At 66.1% G+C, this 15,908-nt stretch carries 16 protein-coding genes; 9 read left to right on the plus strand and 7 right to left on the minus strand.

From position 1 onward, the window contains the following. The coding region (locus tag ABGV18_RS08095) for a hypothetical protein (protein ID WP_396585588.1) at window positions 1–339 on the plus strand (339 nt) is incomplete at its 5' end. Between the two features lie 68 nt (window positions 340–407). On the opposite strand, the gene argH is transcribed toward ABGV18_RS08095, so the two are convergent. Further along, on the minus strand, window positions 408–1,820 hold the full coding sequence (gene argH, locus ABGV18_RS08100) for an argininosuccinate lyase (protein WP_396585589.1): 1,413 nt from the start codon (window positions 1,818–1,820) through the stop codon (window positions 408–410). Window positions 1,821–1,988: 168 nt separating this feature from the next. Here argH and ABGV18_RS08105 point away from each other — a divergent pair, with 168 nt between their 5' ends. From ABGV18_RS08105 to ABGV18_RS08140, 8 genes are all read left to right on the plus strand, one after another. Beyond that, on the plus strand, window positions 1,989–3,086 hold the full coding sequence (locus ABGV18_RS08105) for a sensor histidine kinase (RefSeq protein ID WP_396580650.1): 1,098 nt from the start codon (window positions 1,989–1,991) through the stop codon (window positions 3,084–3,086). After that, window positions 3,083–3,799 (plus strand): LytR/AlgR family response regulator transcription factor, encoded by a 717-nt coding sequence (locus tag ABGV18_RS08110; protein WP_396580652.1) that lies wholly within the window; start codon window positions 3,083–3,085, stop codon window positions 3,797–3,799. Before ABGV18_RS08105 ends, ABGV18_RS08110 begins: the two co-directional genes overlap by 4 nt. A 123-nt stretch (window positions 3,800–3,922) precedes the next feature. Then, entirely contained in the window at window positions 3,923–5,104 is a 1,182-nt protein-coding gene (locus ABGV18_RS08115; RefSeq protein WP_396580654.1) for an SO_0444 family Cu/Zn efflux transporter, read from the plus strand. After that, complete coding sequence (locus ABGV18_RS08120) at window positions 5,070–5,636, plus strand: metallophosphoesterase family protein (protein WP_396580656.1); 567 nt, start codon at window positions 5,070–5,072, stop codon at window positions 5,634–5,636. Before ABGV18_RS08115 ends, ABGV18_RS08120 begins: the two co-directional genes overlap by 35 nt. A gap of 34 nt (window positions 5,637–5,670) precedes the next feature. Then, window positions 5,671–6,966 carry a PfkB family carbohydrate kinase gene (locus tag ABGV18_RS08125; protein ID WP_396580658.1) on the plus strand — a complete coding sequence of 432 codons (1,296 nt, stop codon included), beginning with the start codon at window positions 5,671–5,673 and terminating at the stop codon, window positions 6,964–6,966. Between the two features lie 10 nt (window positions 6,967–6,976). Next, window positions 6,977–8,995: an EAL domain-containing protein gene (locus ABGV18_RS08130; protein WP_396585590.1), complete on the plus strand. Its 2,019-nt coding sequence runs from the start codon at window positions 6,977–6,979 to the stop codon at window positions 8,993–8,995. A 41-nt stretch (window positions 8,996–9,036) separates the two neighbouring features. Beyond that, the gene (locus ABGV18_RS08135) at window positions 9,037–9,345 is read left to right on the plus strand and encodes a BolA/IbaG family iron-sulfur metabolism protein (protein WP_396585591.1); all 309 of its coding nucleotides are present in this window, start codon (window positions 9,037–9,039) and stop codon (window positions 9,343–9,345) included. Between the two features lie 211 nt (window positions 9,346–9,556). Beyond that, window positions 9,557–10,309: a DUF481 domain-containing protein gene (locus ABGV18_RS08140; protein ID WP_396585592.1), complete on the plus strand. Its 753-nt coding sequence runs from the start codon at window positions 9,557–9,559 to the stop codon at window positions 10,307–10,309. Between the two features lie 127 nt (window positions 10,310–10,436). Here ABGV18_RS08140 and ABGV18_RS08145 read toward each other — a convergent pair whose 3' ends face one another. The 6 genes from ABGV18_RS08145 to ABGV18_RS08170 form a co-directional block, all read right to left on the minus strand. Continuing rightward, on the minus strand, window positions 10,437–10,826 hold the full coding sequence (locus ABGV18_RS08145) for a RidA family protein (RefSeq protein WP_396585593.1): 390 nt from the start codon (window positions 10,824–10,826) through the stop codon (window positions 10,437–10,439). Between the two features lie 19 nt (window positions 10,827–10,845). Next, complete coding sequence (locus ABGV18_RS08150; RefSeq protein WP_396585594.1) at window positions 10,846–13,029, minus strand: RelA/SpoT family protein; 2,184 nt, start codon at window positions 13,027–13,029, stop codon at window positions 10,846–10,848. Window positions 13,030–13,053: 24 nt separating this feature from the next. After that, window positions 13,054–13,380, minus strand: coding sequence for a DNA-directed RNA polymerase subunit omega (rpoZ, locus tag ABGV18_RS08155; protein ID WP_396585595.1), 327 nt, complete (start codon window positions 13,378–13,380; stop codon window positions 13,054–13,056). A gap of 131 nt (window positions 13,381–13,511) precedes the next feature. Continuing rightward, window positions 13,512–14,114, minus strand: a complete 603-nt coding sequence (gene gmk / locus ABGV18_RS08160; protein ID WP_396585596.1) for a guanylate kinase — start codon at window positions 14,112–14,114, stop codon at window positions 13,512–13,514. Between the two features lie 333 nt (window positions 14,115–14,447). Continuing rightward, complete coding sequence (locus ABGV18_RS08165) at window positions 14,448–14,906, minus strand: outer membrane lipoprotein (RefSeq protein WP_396585597.1); 459 nt, start codon at window positions 14,904–14,906, stop codon at window positions 14,448–14,450. Between the two features lie 112 nt (window positions 14,907–15,018). Beyond that, a complete protein-coding gene (locus ABGV18_RS08170) occupies window positions 15,019–15,786 on the minus strand; it encodes an exodeoxyribonuclease III (RefSeq protein ID WP_396585651.1) in 768 nt (255 codons plus the stop codon). Between the last annotated feature and the right edge of the window lie 122 nt (window positions 15,787–15,908).

A 15,908-nucleotide genomic window follows, 5' to 3' on the forward strand; every position in this document is an offset into this window, starting at 1 on the left:
GGGCCACTAATAAATTCCTTGAAATCCACAACCAGCGTGTCGCCCGAGTTAGAACAATCTCTTGGAGAGGCGCTAGGTCTAAGGAACTGGCTCGCTCATGGCTTCTTCCGCGACCGAAGCACTAGCTTCATGTCGGAAAGTGGTCGTGACCGGATGATTCAGGATTTAGAGCATGCGACAGCAATATTCCAAGAGGCTGATAATCTCTTGGAAAAGACCCTTTCTCCTCTTTGGGCACGATACGGAATTACCGAAGAGGTGATCGACATGGAATGCCAAAGGCTTATCGATGAGGAACATACGGGCCGATCACCCAACAGCGAAAGGAGAAACGATTAAGCGACCCAAGGATTCTGGGGCTACCCCCCCCAAAAAATCTCAAGATTGCCGCACTCTAAACACTTTTCCTATGCAATCTTGAACGCATCCAGCGCCGCCCGAGCCGCAATGGCCCTTGCCCGCACGCGTTTCGGCGCGGTGCCGCCGGGCAGGTCGCGGGCGGCCATGGAGCCGTCGACGGTGAGCACGTCGAAGACGTCCTTCTGGATGTGACCGGAGAGCGCCTGCAGTTCGACCAGTGACAGGTCGGCGAGATCGCAGCCCTTGTCGGTGGCCTGGCGCACGGCCTTGCCGACGATCTCGTGGGCATCCCTGAATGCCACGCCCTGGCGGACGAGGTAGTCAGCCAGATCCGTGGCGGTGGAGAAGCCCTGGCGGGCGGCCTCGCGCAGGCGCTCGCGGTTGGGCTGGATCGCCGGGATCATGTCGGCAAACGCGCGCAGCGAGCCCATTAGGGTGTCGACGGCGTCGAAGACCGGCTCCTTGTCCTCCTGGTTGTCCTTGTTGTAGGCCAGCGGCTGGCTCTTCATCAGGGTGAGCAGGGAGAACAGGCTGCCGTAGACGCGGCCGGTCTTGCCGCGCACCAGCTCGGGCACGTCGGGGTTCTTCTTCTGCGGCATGATCGAGCTGCCGGTGCAAAAGCGATCGGGCAGCTCGATGAAGTTGAACTGCGCCGAGGTCCACAGCACCAGTTCCTCGCTCATCCGCGACAGGTGCATCATCAGGATGGAGGCCGCGGAGAGGAATTCGATCTGGAAGTCGCGATCGGAGACCGCGTCGAGCGAGTTCTCGCTGATGCCGTCGAAACCCAGCTGGGTGGCCACCCAGTCGCGGTCGAGCGGGTAGGAGGTGCCGGCGAGCGCGGCCGAACCCAGCGGCAAGATGTTGATGCGCTTGCGGGTGTCGATCAGGCGCTCGACGTCGCGCTCGAGCATGGCGTGCCAGGCGAGCATGTGATGACCGAAGCTGACCGGCTGGGCGACCTGCAGGTGGGTGAAGCCGGGCATGACGGTGTCGGCCTCGGCCTCGGCCAGGTCCGTCAGACCGCGGCGCAGGCGGTTGGCCTCCTCGATGATCGCGTCAACGGCGCGGCGCATGAACAGGCGGATGTCGGTGGCGACCTGGTCGTTGCGCGAGCGGCCGGTATGCAGCTTCTTGCCCACATCGCCAATGCGGTCGATCAGGCGCGCCTCGATATTCATGTGCACGTCCTCGAGCTCGACCGACCAGGCGAAGTCGCCGCGCTCAATTTCGCCGCGGATGTCCTCGAGCCCCCGGACGATCTTCTTGGCGTCGTCCTCGGTGATCACGCCAACGCGCGCGAGCATGCGGGCATGGGCGATCGAGCCGGTGATGTCCTCGTCATAGAGGCGCTGGTCGAAGCCGATCGAGGCGGTGAAGGCCTCGACGAAGGCGTCGGTGGGCTCGGAGAAACGGCCGCCCCAGAGCTTGGCGGCTGGCTTGTCGTCGCGATCGGTCATAATTGTCCTCGGGGAATGCGGTTTCGCGTCGAATCGGCCACACCGGGCCGGTTTCGGAATGGCGTGAGTATATCGCAGCCACCGCTTGCCATCGGAAGGTTGGCCGGATCGATTCGGGTTAAGGCAAGATGAGCAGGACACGCGCATCGACGCGAAAGGAGTCGCCGCTTGCAGCCATCACCGTCCAATCCAGACCAGGGGCCGACCCGCCGGGACAGCGCCGACGACCGCGCGCTGCTACCGGCCGCCCTGCCGGCGTTCTGCACCGCGCGGGTTATCCTGATCACGCTGGCGATGGGCGCAGCACTCTCGCTATTGCTGACCCTGGTGCCGGGAGTGGGACCGGAACGCTGGACGCGCTTCGGCACGACGTTGTGGCTGGTGACCTGGATCGCGCTGGTGACCGTGGCGCTGCTCTGCGCCACAAGGCGCTGGCTGGATCGCGCGCCATTGGCGGTGCTGTTGGGCATCGTCGTGGTGCTGTTGCTGACCGTCACCGCCGTGACCAGCGTGGCCGCCTTCGGGGCGCTGCACTCGATCGGCTGGCGACCGCACGAGAGCGCCGGCGAATTCCTGCTGCACAACCTCGCCATCGCCCTGCTGGTGGGGCTGATCGGCATCTGGATGTTCTCGCTGCACCTGGAAAATGCCCGCCAGATCAATGCCGCCGCCGAGGCGCGGCTGTCGGCGCTGCACGCGCGTATCCGGCCGCACTTCCTGTTCAACAGCCTCAACACCGTCGCCGAGCTGGTCCACGACCGGCCCGAGGCGGCCGAGCAGGCGGTGCTGGATCTCTCGCATGTCTTTCGCGCGGCGCTGGCCACCGACTCGAACCGCACGCTGGCAGAAGAAATCGAACTGGCGCGCCGCTATCTCGAGCTAGAGCACTGGCGGCTGGGCGAGCGCCTGCGGGTCGACTGGCAACTGCCCGAACCGCTGCCGGAGGCCCGGCTGCCGGTACTCACCCTGCAGCCACTGGTGGAGAACGCCGTGCGCCACAGTGTCGAGCGCCAGGCCGAGCCCGGCCCGATTCGGGTCGAATGCCAGGCAGGAAGCCAGTCGATCAGCGTGGTGATCGAGAACGATCGGGTGATCGGCCCCGACAAACGCCACAGCAATCCGGGCAATGGCATGGCGCTGGCGAATATCCGCGACCGACTCGCCCTGATGTTCGGCGAGGAGGCCTCGCTGCGCGCCGGGCCGGTCGACGGGCGGTTCCGGGTCAAGCTGGTAATCCCACGAGTACGTGAGGAGACAACGGCATGATGCGCGCCCTGATCGTCGACGACGAACCGCTCGCCCGCGACCGCCTGCGCCGCCTGCTCGGCCGGTTGGGCGGCATCGAGGTGATCGGCGAGGCCGGCAACGCCGACGAGGCGCGCGCGGCCATGCGCCAGGTGCCGGACCTGGTGTTCCTCGATATCGAGATGCCCGGCGAGGACGGCATCCAGCTCGCCCACGATCTGCGCAAGGCGGACCTGCCGCCAGCCATCGTCTTCACCACGGCCCATGCCGATCACGCCCTGCCCGCCAGCGAGACCGCCCCGGCGGGGTACCTGCTCAAGCCGATCGAACCGGCGGCCCTGTGTGCGGCGATCGAGCGCGCCGGCCGGCCCAATCGCTGCCACCAGGCCGACCGCCCGACGTTGACCGTGCGACTGGGTCGCGAGGAGCTGCGGCTGGGGCCCGAACACCTGGTCGCGGCGATCGCCGAGGACAAGGCGACCCACCTCTACCTGCTCGACCCGGCCGATGGCCGGCGCCGTGAGGCGTGGATCGAGCCGAGTCTCAACGAGCTCGAGGAGCGCTTCGACGGCCAGTTGCTGCGCCTGCACCGCAACAGCCTGGTCAATGCCGCGCAGATCCACTCGGTGAGCCATCACGACGGCCAACACCGTTGCCACGTCCATCACATCGATGAGCCACTGGTCATCAGCCGGCGCGCCTGGCGCTCGGTACGCGACGCGCTCGGCCAATAGCCCAGGCGAATAACCTGGTCGACCGGGCCTAAGCGACTGAACCCTGTCGCGTTTGTGCGACACTTGGGGATCACTTGCCGGGGAGATCACGCCAACCCCGAAAGGCCCACGAGGAGATCTGCGATGACGCAATGGTTCAACGAGCTGTGGTTCCTGACCCTGGAGGCCGCCCCCTGGCTGCTGCTGGGGCTGGTGATCGCCGCCCTGATCAAGGCGTTTTCCGACCGACTCGCCATCGCCAAGTACCTCTCGGGTGAGTCGACCGGCGCAATCGTCCGCGCCGCGTTCATCGGGGCGCCTCTGCCGCTCTGTTCCTGCGGGGTGGTGCCGGCGGTGCTGGGACTGAAAGATGCCGGCGCCGGGCGCGGGCCGTCGATGGCCTTCCTGGTCGCCACGCCCGAGACCGGGCCGGATTCGATCAGCGTCAGCTACGGCCTGCTGGGGCCGGTCTATGCCATCGCCCGCCCGCTGGCGGCGATCATCAGCGCGATCGTCACCGGCCTGATCAGCGGACGACTGGCCGGCCCGATCCCGGCCAGCGCGGCCAAGACATGCGAATCGGCGGCCGCCGACGGTTGTTACGGCGAGGAGAAGGACAGCGCTTGCTGTGACAGCACGCCGACGCCCGCCGCGACGTCGAGCTGCTGCGCCCCGGAAAGCGACACCTCCGCCTCCTGCTGCGGGGACGACACGCCGACGGGCCCGACTGCCCGGGAGCGCCTCTCCGGCGGCTTTGCCTATGCCTTTGGCCAGGTGCTGATCGACATCATGCCGTGGATGCTCTTCGGCCTGGCGATCGCCGCCACGGCGGTGGTGCTGATCCCGGTGGGCTTTTTCGACAACGCCTGGGGGCTGGTAGGCAGCTACCTGCTGATGGCGGTGATCGGCATCCCGATGTACGTCTGCGCGACCGCGTCGACCCCGATCGCGGCGGGGCTGCTGGTGGCGGGCATGTCGCCGGGGGCGGCGCTGGTGTTCCTGCTCGCCGGCCCGGCGACCAACATCGGCACGCTCGGCATCCTCCGCAAGCATTTCGGCAACCGACTGATCGGGGTGTATCTCGCCGCCGTGATTGCCTGCGCGCTGGTCGCCGGGATCGGCCTGGATCTGTTGTGGCGCGTATTCGACTGGAGCCTGCCCACCAGCGCGGCCGGCCACGACATGGGGGCAAACTGGCTGGGCATCGCCTCGATCGCGGTGCTCGCCGCCGTCACCATTCACGCCTACTGGCGCCGCCGGCAGGCTCGCCAGGTGCCAGGGGAGGGAGCCTGTGACCGTTCACCAGACCGGGATGGATCTCGGTGACCTCGAGCGGGTCGTGGTCGGCCTGATCAGCGACACGCACGGCACGCTCGAGCGCGCCCTGTTGCCGCTGCTTGCCGAGGTGGACGTGATCGTCCATGCCGGTGACCTGCTCGACCCCGGCGAACTGCGCCAGCTTGCACCGACCAGCGGCCATGTCGTGGTGGTGCGTGGCAACAACGACACCGTCGGTCAGTGGCCGGAGGATACCGAGGCACTACTCGAGACCCTGCCCGAACAGGCGTACCTGAACCTGCCCGGTGGCCTGCTCGTCGTCGAGCACGGTCACCAGGTCAACCCGGCCAGCAGCCGCCACGAGCGCCTGCGTCGCCGTCATCCCGAGGCGCGCGCGATCGTCTACGGTCACACGCATCGGCGCGTGATCGACACCGAAACCACTCCCTGGGTGCTCAATCCGGGCGCGGCCGGACGCCAGCGCGCCTTTGGCGGCATCGGCTTTCTGCGCCTGATCGCTACCGCAGAGGAGTGGCAGGTCGACATCGTGACCCTCCCCAAGCGCGGCCGGGACAAGTAGACTCCCGCAGGACTCAAACGGATAGACTCGATCCATGGCGAACGTGCTGGGCGTGGGGATTGCCACGCTGGACATCATCAACGAACTCGACCACTACCCGACCGAGGACAGCGAGCAGCGCGCGCTGGCCCAGCGGGTCGAGTTGGGTGGCAATGTCGCCAACAGCCTGCGCATCCTGCGCCAGTTCGGCCATCCCGCCGAGTTTGCCGGCGTGCTGGCCGAGGATGCCGACGGCCGGCGCATCGCCGACCTGATGGATCGCTACGGCGTGGACACCCGCCATGCCCGCCGGGTCGAGGGGCACGCGCCCACGTCCTACATCACGCTCAATCGCGCCACCGGTAGCCGCACCATCGTGCACTACCGCGACCTGCCGGAATTCGATCTGGGTTCGTTCATGGCGATCGACCCATGCCGCTACGACTGGCTGCATTTCGAGGCACGCGCCTGTGACGAGACCGCCGCCATGCTCGCGCTGGTCCGGGCGCGGATCACCGACCAGCCCATCTCGCTGGAAGTGGAAAAGGATCGCCCCGATCTCGACCAGCTCTGGTCCTTCCCGGACATCATTTTCTTCTCCGCCGCCTTCGCCCGCGGCCGTGGCTTCGAGGAGCCGGCGGCCTTCCTGCGCGAGGCACGTGGCTGGGCGCCGCAGGCCATCCTGGTGCTCGGCTGGGGCAGTGGCGGTGCGTGGCTGTCCCGGCCCACCGATGCCGAACCCGCTCATGTTCCGGCGCAACCGGTCGATACGATCATTGACAGCATCGCCGCCGGCGACACGCTGATCGCCGGATTCATCCACGCGCGTGGAGGAGGAATGGGGTCGCTGGAATCGCTGGAATTTGCCGTGCGCCTGGCCGAGCGCAAGCTGGGCCAGGCCGGGTTGGGCGGGCTGGGACCGGACGATCCGGCCGCCGACCCGGACCTGCTTTGCCGGCTCGACGATCTCGAGCCGGTGGACGCCCTGGGCGTCTGGCCGCGGGGCCAAGAGCAATCCGGACCCGGACCCGCACCGCTGATCGTGGTCCGTGATGGCGAGCGGGTCTGTGCCTGGCGCAATGTCTGTCCGCACAACGGCTCGCCGTTGTCGCGTGACCACCACGATTTTCTCGAGGCCCGCGACGGCGAGCGCCAGCTACGCTGCAACGTGCACCAGGCCTACTTCCGCTTGGACGATGGCCTGTGTACCGCCGGCCCTTGTGAAGGCCAGCGACTCGAAGCCGTCGACCTCGAACGGGTCGGCAATCGCGTCTACCTGGCCGATCGAGCAAGCCGGCGAGATGAACCGAACAGCCCCCAGGCACACTCGCCGGGAAGCCCGCGGGGATGAAGGAACAGGGATGATGGATCGCCAACATGACATCTCGCATTGGCTCGAGGCCCTGCCCGACCCGCTGGTCGGACGGGACGCCGAAGGCCGACTGCACCCGATCAACCGGGCGGCGCGCTCCATGCCGGCGAGCAGCAGACTCGAGGGCATGCTGAACGACCGTGATGGGAGCACGTCCCCACGACTGGTCAACCAATTGCCCAATGACACCACGGAACGTCGGGTCTACCGCCACCTTCATCTCGGCTCGCATCCCGACCCGGATGCCACTCCCCGCGAGTTGCACCTGTTGCAGGACGTCACCGGCGAAAAGCGCGCGGAAACGGCGCTGGCCGAAACCGAACGCCTGGTGCGCCTGCTGATCGATTCCAGTCCGGACGTGATCCAGGTCAAAGACGGGCAGGGCCACTGGCTGCTGGCCAACCAGGCGGCGCTCGACCTGTTCCGCCTCGAGGGCCTGCCCTGGTGGGGCCGGGACGACGATGCAATGGCCGAATTGACCGAGCCGGCCTTTCGAGATGCCTTCTACTTCTGTCGACAGTCCGACGAGCGCGCCTGGAAGGCCGAGGAACTTCATCGCGAGAGTGAGGTGATCAAGTCACCGGAAGGCGAGGAACTGGTCTTCGAGACGATCAAGCAGCCGGTCTTCGACGCCGATGGCCGGCGTCACGCCATGATCGTGATTGCGCGCAACATCACCGCCCAGCTGCGCGCCCAGGCCGAATACGAAGACCTAGCCATCCACGACGAACTGACCCTTCTCTACAACCGTCGCTTCTTCCAGATCGAGGCCCAACGTCGCCTCGACGAACTGGGCCGCGAGAACCGGCACGCGGCCGTGGCCGTGCTGGACCTCGACCGCTTTCGCAGCATCAACGACTGCCACGGGCATGAAGAAGGCGATCGCGTGATTTGCCAGATGGCCGACCGGCTGCGCGACCTGGGCGCAAAGCAGGACTGGCTGGTCGCCCGGCTCGCCGTTGACGAGTTCGCCATCCTCGCCGCCGATGTCGAACCTAACGACGGCCCGGAGGTGCTGGGCGCGGCGCTACGCGAGCTCGTGCGTCATACCTTCGAGCTCGAGACCACCAACCTGACCCTGACCGCCAGTACCGGCATCGCTTATTGGCCGACCCACAGTCGCCACATCGCCCAACTGCTTACCCAGGCGGACGCGGCCATGTTCGAGGCAAAGAAGAACGAGCGCGAGCCGGTGGCGGTCTTCAGCCCGCAGCTCTCGGCGCGACAGATCTGGCGTTCCGAAATGCTGGGCGCCCTGCGCGACAGCCTGGAAAACGACCGCTTCCATCTCGTCTACCAGATCCAGCAGGACGCCCTCGGCCTGGCCGTCACGGGAGTGGAGGCCCTGCTGCGCTGGGAGGCCCCCGACCCGCAATTGCAGTGCGGCCCACAGGATTTCATTCCCTTCCTCGAGCAATCGGGGCTGATTGTCGAGGTCGGTGCCTGGGTGATGATCGAGGCGGCCTGCCAGGCCATCGAGTGGGGTCGAGAGACGGGCGAGCCGATCACTGTCTCGGTGAATGTCTCCAGCGTGCAGCTGCACGCCCCCTGCTTCGCCGAGCGTGTCGCCCGCGCCCTGGAAATCTCGGGGCTGCCCCCCGAGCGCCTCGAACTGGAACTCACCGAGACCGCGCTGGTCCATGACCCGGAGCAGGCGGCAACCATGCTGGATGCCGTGCGCGAACTGGGGGTGCGGCTGGCGCTGGACGACTTCGGCACCGGCTATTCCTCGCTGAGCTACCTCAAGCGATTCTCGTTCGATCGGCTGAAGATCGATCAGGGCTTCGTGCGCGATATCCTCGGCGACCGCAACGACCTCGAGATCGTCCGGGCGATCATCGCCATGGGCAACGCCCTGTCGCTGGAGATCATCGCCGAAGGGGTGGAGACCACCGAACAGCGTGACCTGCTGGACGCGCTCGGCTGCCACTCTTTCCAGGGCTACCTGATCGGTCGTCCGACACAGGCCGAGGCCATCCGCCCGTTGCTGGGCGTACGACTGCTCTGACAACGGCGGCACGCCCCCCATCCGCCAGGAGACCAGAACCCATGACCACACGCGCACAATGGATCGAGCAGACCCTGCGGGACGCGCTCGAACCGAGTTATCTCGAAATCACCGACGAGTCGACGCAGCATGCCGGCGACCGCGTCGAGAGCCATTTCCGGGTGGTGGTGGTAAGCGAGCGGTTCGACGGCCTGCCCCTGATCCGCCGCCATCGACTGACGCAGGACCCGCTCAAACCCGCCTTCGAACAGGGTCTCCACGCGCTGGCCCTACACACCTACAGCCCCGCCGAGTGGAAAGAGCGTCAGGACGCGCCGGCCTCGCCGCCCTGCCAAGGTGGGGGGCACTAAACCAAAGGAGTCTTCCTGCAGGAATGGATGCCCGAAGACGTCGCGGTCATATCCCGATGAAAATCGTCGGCTTTGTTTACAACGCCGAATCGACCGACTAGGCTCCGCGCCGATCGCTCGCTTTCGAATTGCCCCTGTTGGGGCATTTTCGTGTCTGGTGAACCAAATTGACGACCTGATTGCATCCGTTCCCATCCGTTAGGAGTTCCTCATGAAGCCCCGTCACCTGCTGCTGGCCACCCCCCTGGCCCTTGCTCTGACCCCACCACTGGCAATCAGCCCGGCGCTCGCCCAACAAATCGAGCAAGACGCCCCGACCGATGACACATGGAGCGGCTCGGCCGAGCTCGGCGCCTCCATCACCACCGGCAACACCGAATCCTCGACGGTCAACGGCAAGTTCGCCGTGGGCTACGTGACCGGCCCCTGGACCCACCGGTTCCGCCTCGAGGCCATGCAGGCAAGCGAGGATGGCGACGACACGGCCAACCGGGCGCTGGGCGAATTCGAAAGCAACTACGCCCTGACCGAGCGCGACTACCTGTTCGGTGTGCTGCGTGCCACCCACGACGAGTTTTCCGGCTACAAGTACCAGTCCAGCCTCGCCGCCGGTTACGGGCGCAAGATCTGGCTGTCCGAACGTGGCTACTGGGATGCCGAGATCGGCCCGGGTGTCCGCATCGCCGAAACCGAGGACGGCGAGCGCGGCACCAACGCCATCGTTCGTCTGTCCAGCGGTTTCGAATACCGCCTTTCCGATTACGCCAAGTTCAACCAGGACGTGACCGTGCTCGCCGGCCAGGACAACACCGAGATCGAGTCGGTCACCGGCCTGTCGACCTCGCTGACCGAGACCCTGGCGATGAAGCTTTCCTACACCGTGGCGCACAACACCGACGTGCCGGCCGGGACGGAAAAGACCGATACCTACACCTCGGTCAACCTGGTCTACAACTTCGACTGAGCAAGGCCCTCGCCGCTCGGCGAGCCCGATCAGCGCTGACGACAAGCAAAAGGCCCGGTGGCGCATCACACGCCAACCGGGCCTTTTCTCATCCGGAGTGCTCGTCCGGGGGCCGGAAACGGGCCGATCAGTCGGGCAGGACCATCACCCCGTCGATTTCCACCTCGGCGCCCTTGGGCAGGGCGCGTACACCCAGCGCGGCCCGCGCCGGGAACGGTTCACTGAGGTATTCCTTCATGATCGCGTTGACGGTCTCGAAGTGCGACAAGTCCGGCAGGTAGATCTGCAGCTTGACGACATCGGCGAGCTCACCACCGGCGGCGCGACAGACGGCAGTCAGGTTGTCGAATACGCGCCGGGTCTGCGCCTCGACACCACCCGCGACCAGCGTCATGGTCGCCGGGTCGAGCGCGATTTGTCCCGACAGGTAAACGGTATCGCCGGCGCGCACGGCCTGGGAATAGGGGCCGATGGCGGCCGGCGCGTCGTCGGTATGGATGATTTCGCGTCGGCTCATGGGGTCTCTCCGAGAAAGGTCAGTGGCGCGAGACGCGCACCACGTCACGCAATTGCTTGATCGAGCGCATCACGCGGGCCAGGTGGGTCCGGTTGGTGACGCGCACGGTGATGTCGATGATGGTGAGGTTCACGTCGCGATCATCGAAGCGCACGTCGTCGATGTCGGAGCCGGCATCCGACACCGCGGCCGCAATCCGCGCCAGCCCGCCACGCACGTTGTTCGCCTGGATACTGATCTGCGACTGGTACTCCCCGCTGGGCTCCGTTTCCCAGTCCACGGCCAGCCAGCGCTCGGGGTGTTCGCCGGCATCGCTGGCATTGGGGCAGCCCTGACGATGGACGACGATCCCCCGCCCGGTCGACAGGAAACCGACCACCGCATCGCCGGGCACCGGGTGACAACAACCGGCGAAGCTGACCACCAGCCCCTCGGTGCCACTGATGATCACCGGCGCCTGCCTGCTGCCGCCCTCGCGCGGGCTGTCGTCGGGACCGAGCTTGCCGGCCTCCGCCTTGAGCAGCCGCACCACCAGCGGTGCCATCCGATTGCCCAGCCCGATCTCCCGCAACAGGTCGTTGAAGCTCTCCTGGTGGTACTCACGCAGGATCTTGTCGATGCGCGCCTCATCGAGCTCCTCGATGTCGCAATCCTCGGCCGTCATGGCCTTGGAGAGCAAGCGGTGGCCCAGGCGAATGGCCTCGGAATCTTGCAGGTGCTTGAGGTAGGCGCGGATGTTGGCCCGCGCCCGCGCCGTGACCACGAACGACAGCCAGCTGGGGTTGGGCACCGCCCCCGGCGCGGTGATCACCTCGACGGTCTGACCGGACTCGAGCGGCGTCGACAGCGGGGCGAAGCGCCGATCGATCTTGCAGGCCACGCAGGTGTTGCCCACGTCGGTGTGGATCGCGTAGGCGAAATCCACCGCGGTGGCGCGCCGCGGCAGTTCGATGATCTCGCCCATGGGCGTGAAGACGTAGACCTCGTCGGGGAACAGGTCGACCTTGACCGATTCGAGGAATTCCTGCGGGTTGCCGGCCTTCTGCTGGATCTCCATCAGATCGCGCAGCCATTCGCGTGCCCGGGTCTGGGTGACCGAGCCGCGATCACCCTGGGTCTTGTAGAGCCAGTGGGCGGCGATGCCGGACTCGGCGAACTGGTGCATCTCGTGGGTGCGGATCTGCACCTCCAGCGGGATGCCGTGCGGGCCGAACAGGATGGTGTGCAGCGACTGGTAGCCGTTGGCCTTGGGGATGGCGATGTAGTCCTTGAAGCGGCCCGGCAGCGGCTTGTAGAGGTTGTGCACGATGCCGAGCGCCCGGTAGGAGTCGTCGACCGTGTCCACCAGCACGCGCACCGCGAAGACGTCGAACACCTCCTTGAAGGACAGGTGCTTGGATTGCATCTTGCGGTAGATGGAATAGGGACGCTTCTCGCGCGCCAGACTGTCGGCGGTCAAGCCCTCGTGGGAGAAGCGCTGCTCGAAACGCTCCTGGATGCCGGCGACGATCTCCTTGCGGTTGCCGCGCGCGCGGCGCACCGCCTCGCTCAAAACGCGGTGGCGCGCCGGATAGAGCGAGGCAAAGCCGAGGTCCTCGAGTTCGTGCCGAATCGCGTTGAGGCCCAGCCGGTTGGCGATCGGGGTGTAGATGTCGAGCGTCTCGCGGGCGATGCGCCGGCGCTTGTCCGGACGCATCACGCCGAGCGTGCGCATGTTGTGCAACCGGTCGGCGAGCTTGATCAGGATGACGCGCACATCCTCGACCATCGCCATCATCATCTTGCGAAAGTTCGCCGCCTGCGCCTCGGCCCTCGACTTGAAGCGGATCTGGGCGAGCTTGGAAACGCCATCGACCAGGTGGGCGACTTCCTCGCCGAACTGGGCGACGATTTCGTCGTGGACGATGTCGGTGTCCTCGATGACGTCATGCAGGATGGCCGCGACCACGGTGGCCTCGTCCATGCGCAGGTCCGCGAGGATGTGCGCCACCGCGATCGGGTGGCTGATGTAGGGTTCGCCGCTTTTGCGGGTCTGGCCGGCATGCGCCTGGGCACCGAACTCGAACGCGGTGCGGATGCGCGCGATGTTCGCCTGGTCGAGATACTCGGCTAGATGCTGGGCCAGCGGGGCGAAAAAGACGTCGGTCAGATGCGACTCGGCCGTCCCGGCAACGACCGCCGTCCCTGTCTGTCCGCTCTGCATCGCTGCCTCAACCCGACCCGCGGGTCAGGCCTCGTCGCTGGTCGCCGGCGTGGCCGGGCGGGCCGGTTCGGCGCTTTCGTCGGCAAACTGAGCCAACTCGGCGCGGATCTCCTGCTCGGTGATCTCGGAGCGAGACAGGGTGACCTGCTTCTCGATCTCGTCGATCCGCGCGCGATCGATCTTGCCCTCGCCCAACTCACGCAGGGCAATCACCACCGGCTTTTCCTTGCCCATGGGCACCAGCGGCTCGGCGCCGTGCTCGATCTGGCGGGCGCGCTTAGCGGCGGTCAGCACCAGCTCGAAACGGTTGGGAATTCTTTCCAGGCAGTCTTCTACGGTTACGCGTGCCATTTGGTGTCTTAGCCTCGGTATACAGGTTGGACGGCCCGGCCGTCCTGGGGACGACCGGGCCGCGTCTCGATTCGGTGTCTTTTCACGAGAACGGATCGGGAGAAAAGACGTTTTGGGGCACTAGTTTACGGTCAGTCGGCCTCGCCCAGCAAATCGGCAATCAGTTCGGGGTTCCGTTCGTACTGTCGGTCGGTCTCCAGGGTGGCGGCGATGAACAGCGCGTCCAGCTGATCGAGCGCCTGCTCGAAGACATCATTGATCACGAGATAGTCGTACCAATGGCACTCGCGCATCTCGCGACGGGCCTCCGCCAGCCGCCGCGCGATCACCTCGTCGTCGTCCGAGGCGCGATTGCGCAGGCGCTTTTCCAGCTCCGCGCTGCTCGGCGGCAGGATGAAGATGAAGATCGCCTCGGGGAACAACTTCTTGACCTGCGCCGCGCCCTGCCAGTCGATCTCGAGGATCAGGTCGCGGCCACGCTCGAGCTCCTCGCTGATCGCCGCCTTGCTGGTGCCGTAGTAGTTCTCGAAGACTTGGGCGTGCTCGACGAACGCCTCCTGCGCCAGCATCACCTCGAACTGCGAGATGTCGACGAAGTGGTAGTGCTCGCCGTTGATCTCGCCGTCCCGCCGCGGGCGGGTGGTATGCGATACCGACAGCGCCAGCTCCGGCCGGCGCTCACGCAGGGCCTTGATCAGACTGGTCTTGCCCGCGCCGGAGGGCGCCGAAATCACGAATAATTGTCCTCGCGGCATTGCCGTCATCATCTCTCCGTCTGGTTATCCGTTCCTCTGGGGAACCTCTGCACGAATGCCATGCCACTCTGGCCTGTCGAGCCGTTCGTGATCAAGGCGCGTCGTCGCCGGCGTGCCGGCGGTCACGTCAAGACGACGCAACACCGAGCACGGGCGGCTCGACAGGCCCCGCAGGGCGCATCTTGAGCCGGGCATCTGCTGTGTTGTCGTCCTTGGAAAGGGAACGAACCCTTCCGCAGCGGACGAACGCCTTGCATCTACCCGGCTCAAGACGCGCAGAGCGGTATGGCATTCGTGCAGAGGCTCCCTGGCTCAGCGAGTCACGCGGGTGGTGCCGTCACGCGCCTCGATTACCCGCACACGCTCGCCGGGCTGGAAGGATACATCGGCGGCCTGCACGATGCTGACGCTCCGACCATTGTCGAGTCGGACGCTGATCTCGTAACCCGTCTGCCGAGTGATGCCTTCCTCGGCAGCCGAGCCGGCCATTCCGCCCAGCAGCACACCGCCGACCGTGGCCAGCGCGCGACCGGAGCCACCACCGACCTGGTTGCCCAGGATGCCGCCGCCAATCGCGCCCGCGCCGGTGCCGATGGGGGTCTTGGTGCCCTCGATCCGCACCGTGCGGATGCTCTCGACCGTGCCGTAGTAGACGGTCTGCATCTGGCGGGCCGAATCGCGCGAATAGGCATCACTCGAGAGGCTGCTGGCACAGCCGGAAAGAAAAGCCAGGCCGGCAAGGGCCAGCACCATGGTGATCCAGTGTTTCATGTGGAACCTCCGCACGAGCTAACGAGTCTTTGAAAAGTATAAGTCAGATGCCCGCAATGCCGCAGGGTTCCCACGGGACAATCGGCGCGATGTACCAACCACCTCGGCGCGGTCAGCGATAGTCGATGATCAGGGGCGCGTGGTCGGAGAACTTCTCGTCGCGATAGACCTGCACCTCGACCAGCTGATCGCGCAGATCCGGCGTGACGATCTGGTAGTCGATCCGCCAGCCGACGTTGTTGTTCCAGGCATTCGCCCGGTTCGACCACCAGGTGTATTCCGCCACGTCGGGCTTGAGGGTCCGGTGGGCGTCGACGAACCCCAGATCGTCGAACACCCGGTCGAGCCAGGCCCGCTCATAGGGCAGGAACCCCGACTTGTTGCGATTGGCGCGCCAGTTCTTCAGGTCGATCTCGCGGTGGGCGATATTCCAGTCGCCGCAGAGGATCAGCGAACGCCCCTGCTCTCGGTACTGTTTCAGCATGGGCAGGAACGCCTCGAGGAAGCGGTCCTTGGAGGCCTGCCGGTGGTCGCCAGCCGACCCCGACGGCAGGTACAGCGAGGCGACGGTGAGATCGCCCAGATCGAAGGCGCAGTAGCGGCCCTCGGCATCGAACTCCGCCAGCCCCATCTCGGCGGTCTCGGTCTCCGGCTGGATGCGGCTGTAGATGGCCACGCCGCTGTAGCCCTTGCGCTCGGCATCGACGTAACGGCAGTGATAGCCCTCGGGCCAGAAGGTCGGGTCCTTTTCCAGCTGCCAGGCTTGGGCCTTGGTCTCCTGGATGCAGACGAGATCGGCGCCCGTGGTCGCCAGCCAGTCGAAAAACCCCTTGCGCGCCGCGGCACGAATGCCGTTGGCGTTGAAACTGATTACCCGCATCTGTTCGTCCAAATGGGTGGAGTCTAACAAGGGCCCTCCCAAGGCCGCAGCAGGTTGAACCGGGCGCGCAGGACGCCGCGCCAGAACGGCCTCGACGACAACCTGCCCCGGCACGCTGAGCG

The organism is Guyparkeria halopsychrophila, from assembly GCF_044582135.1.
Classification (GTDB): Bacteria; Pseudomonadota; Gammaproteobacteria; order Halothiobacillales; family Halothiobacillaceae; genus Guyparkeria.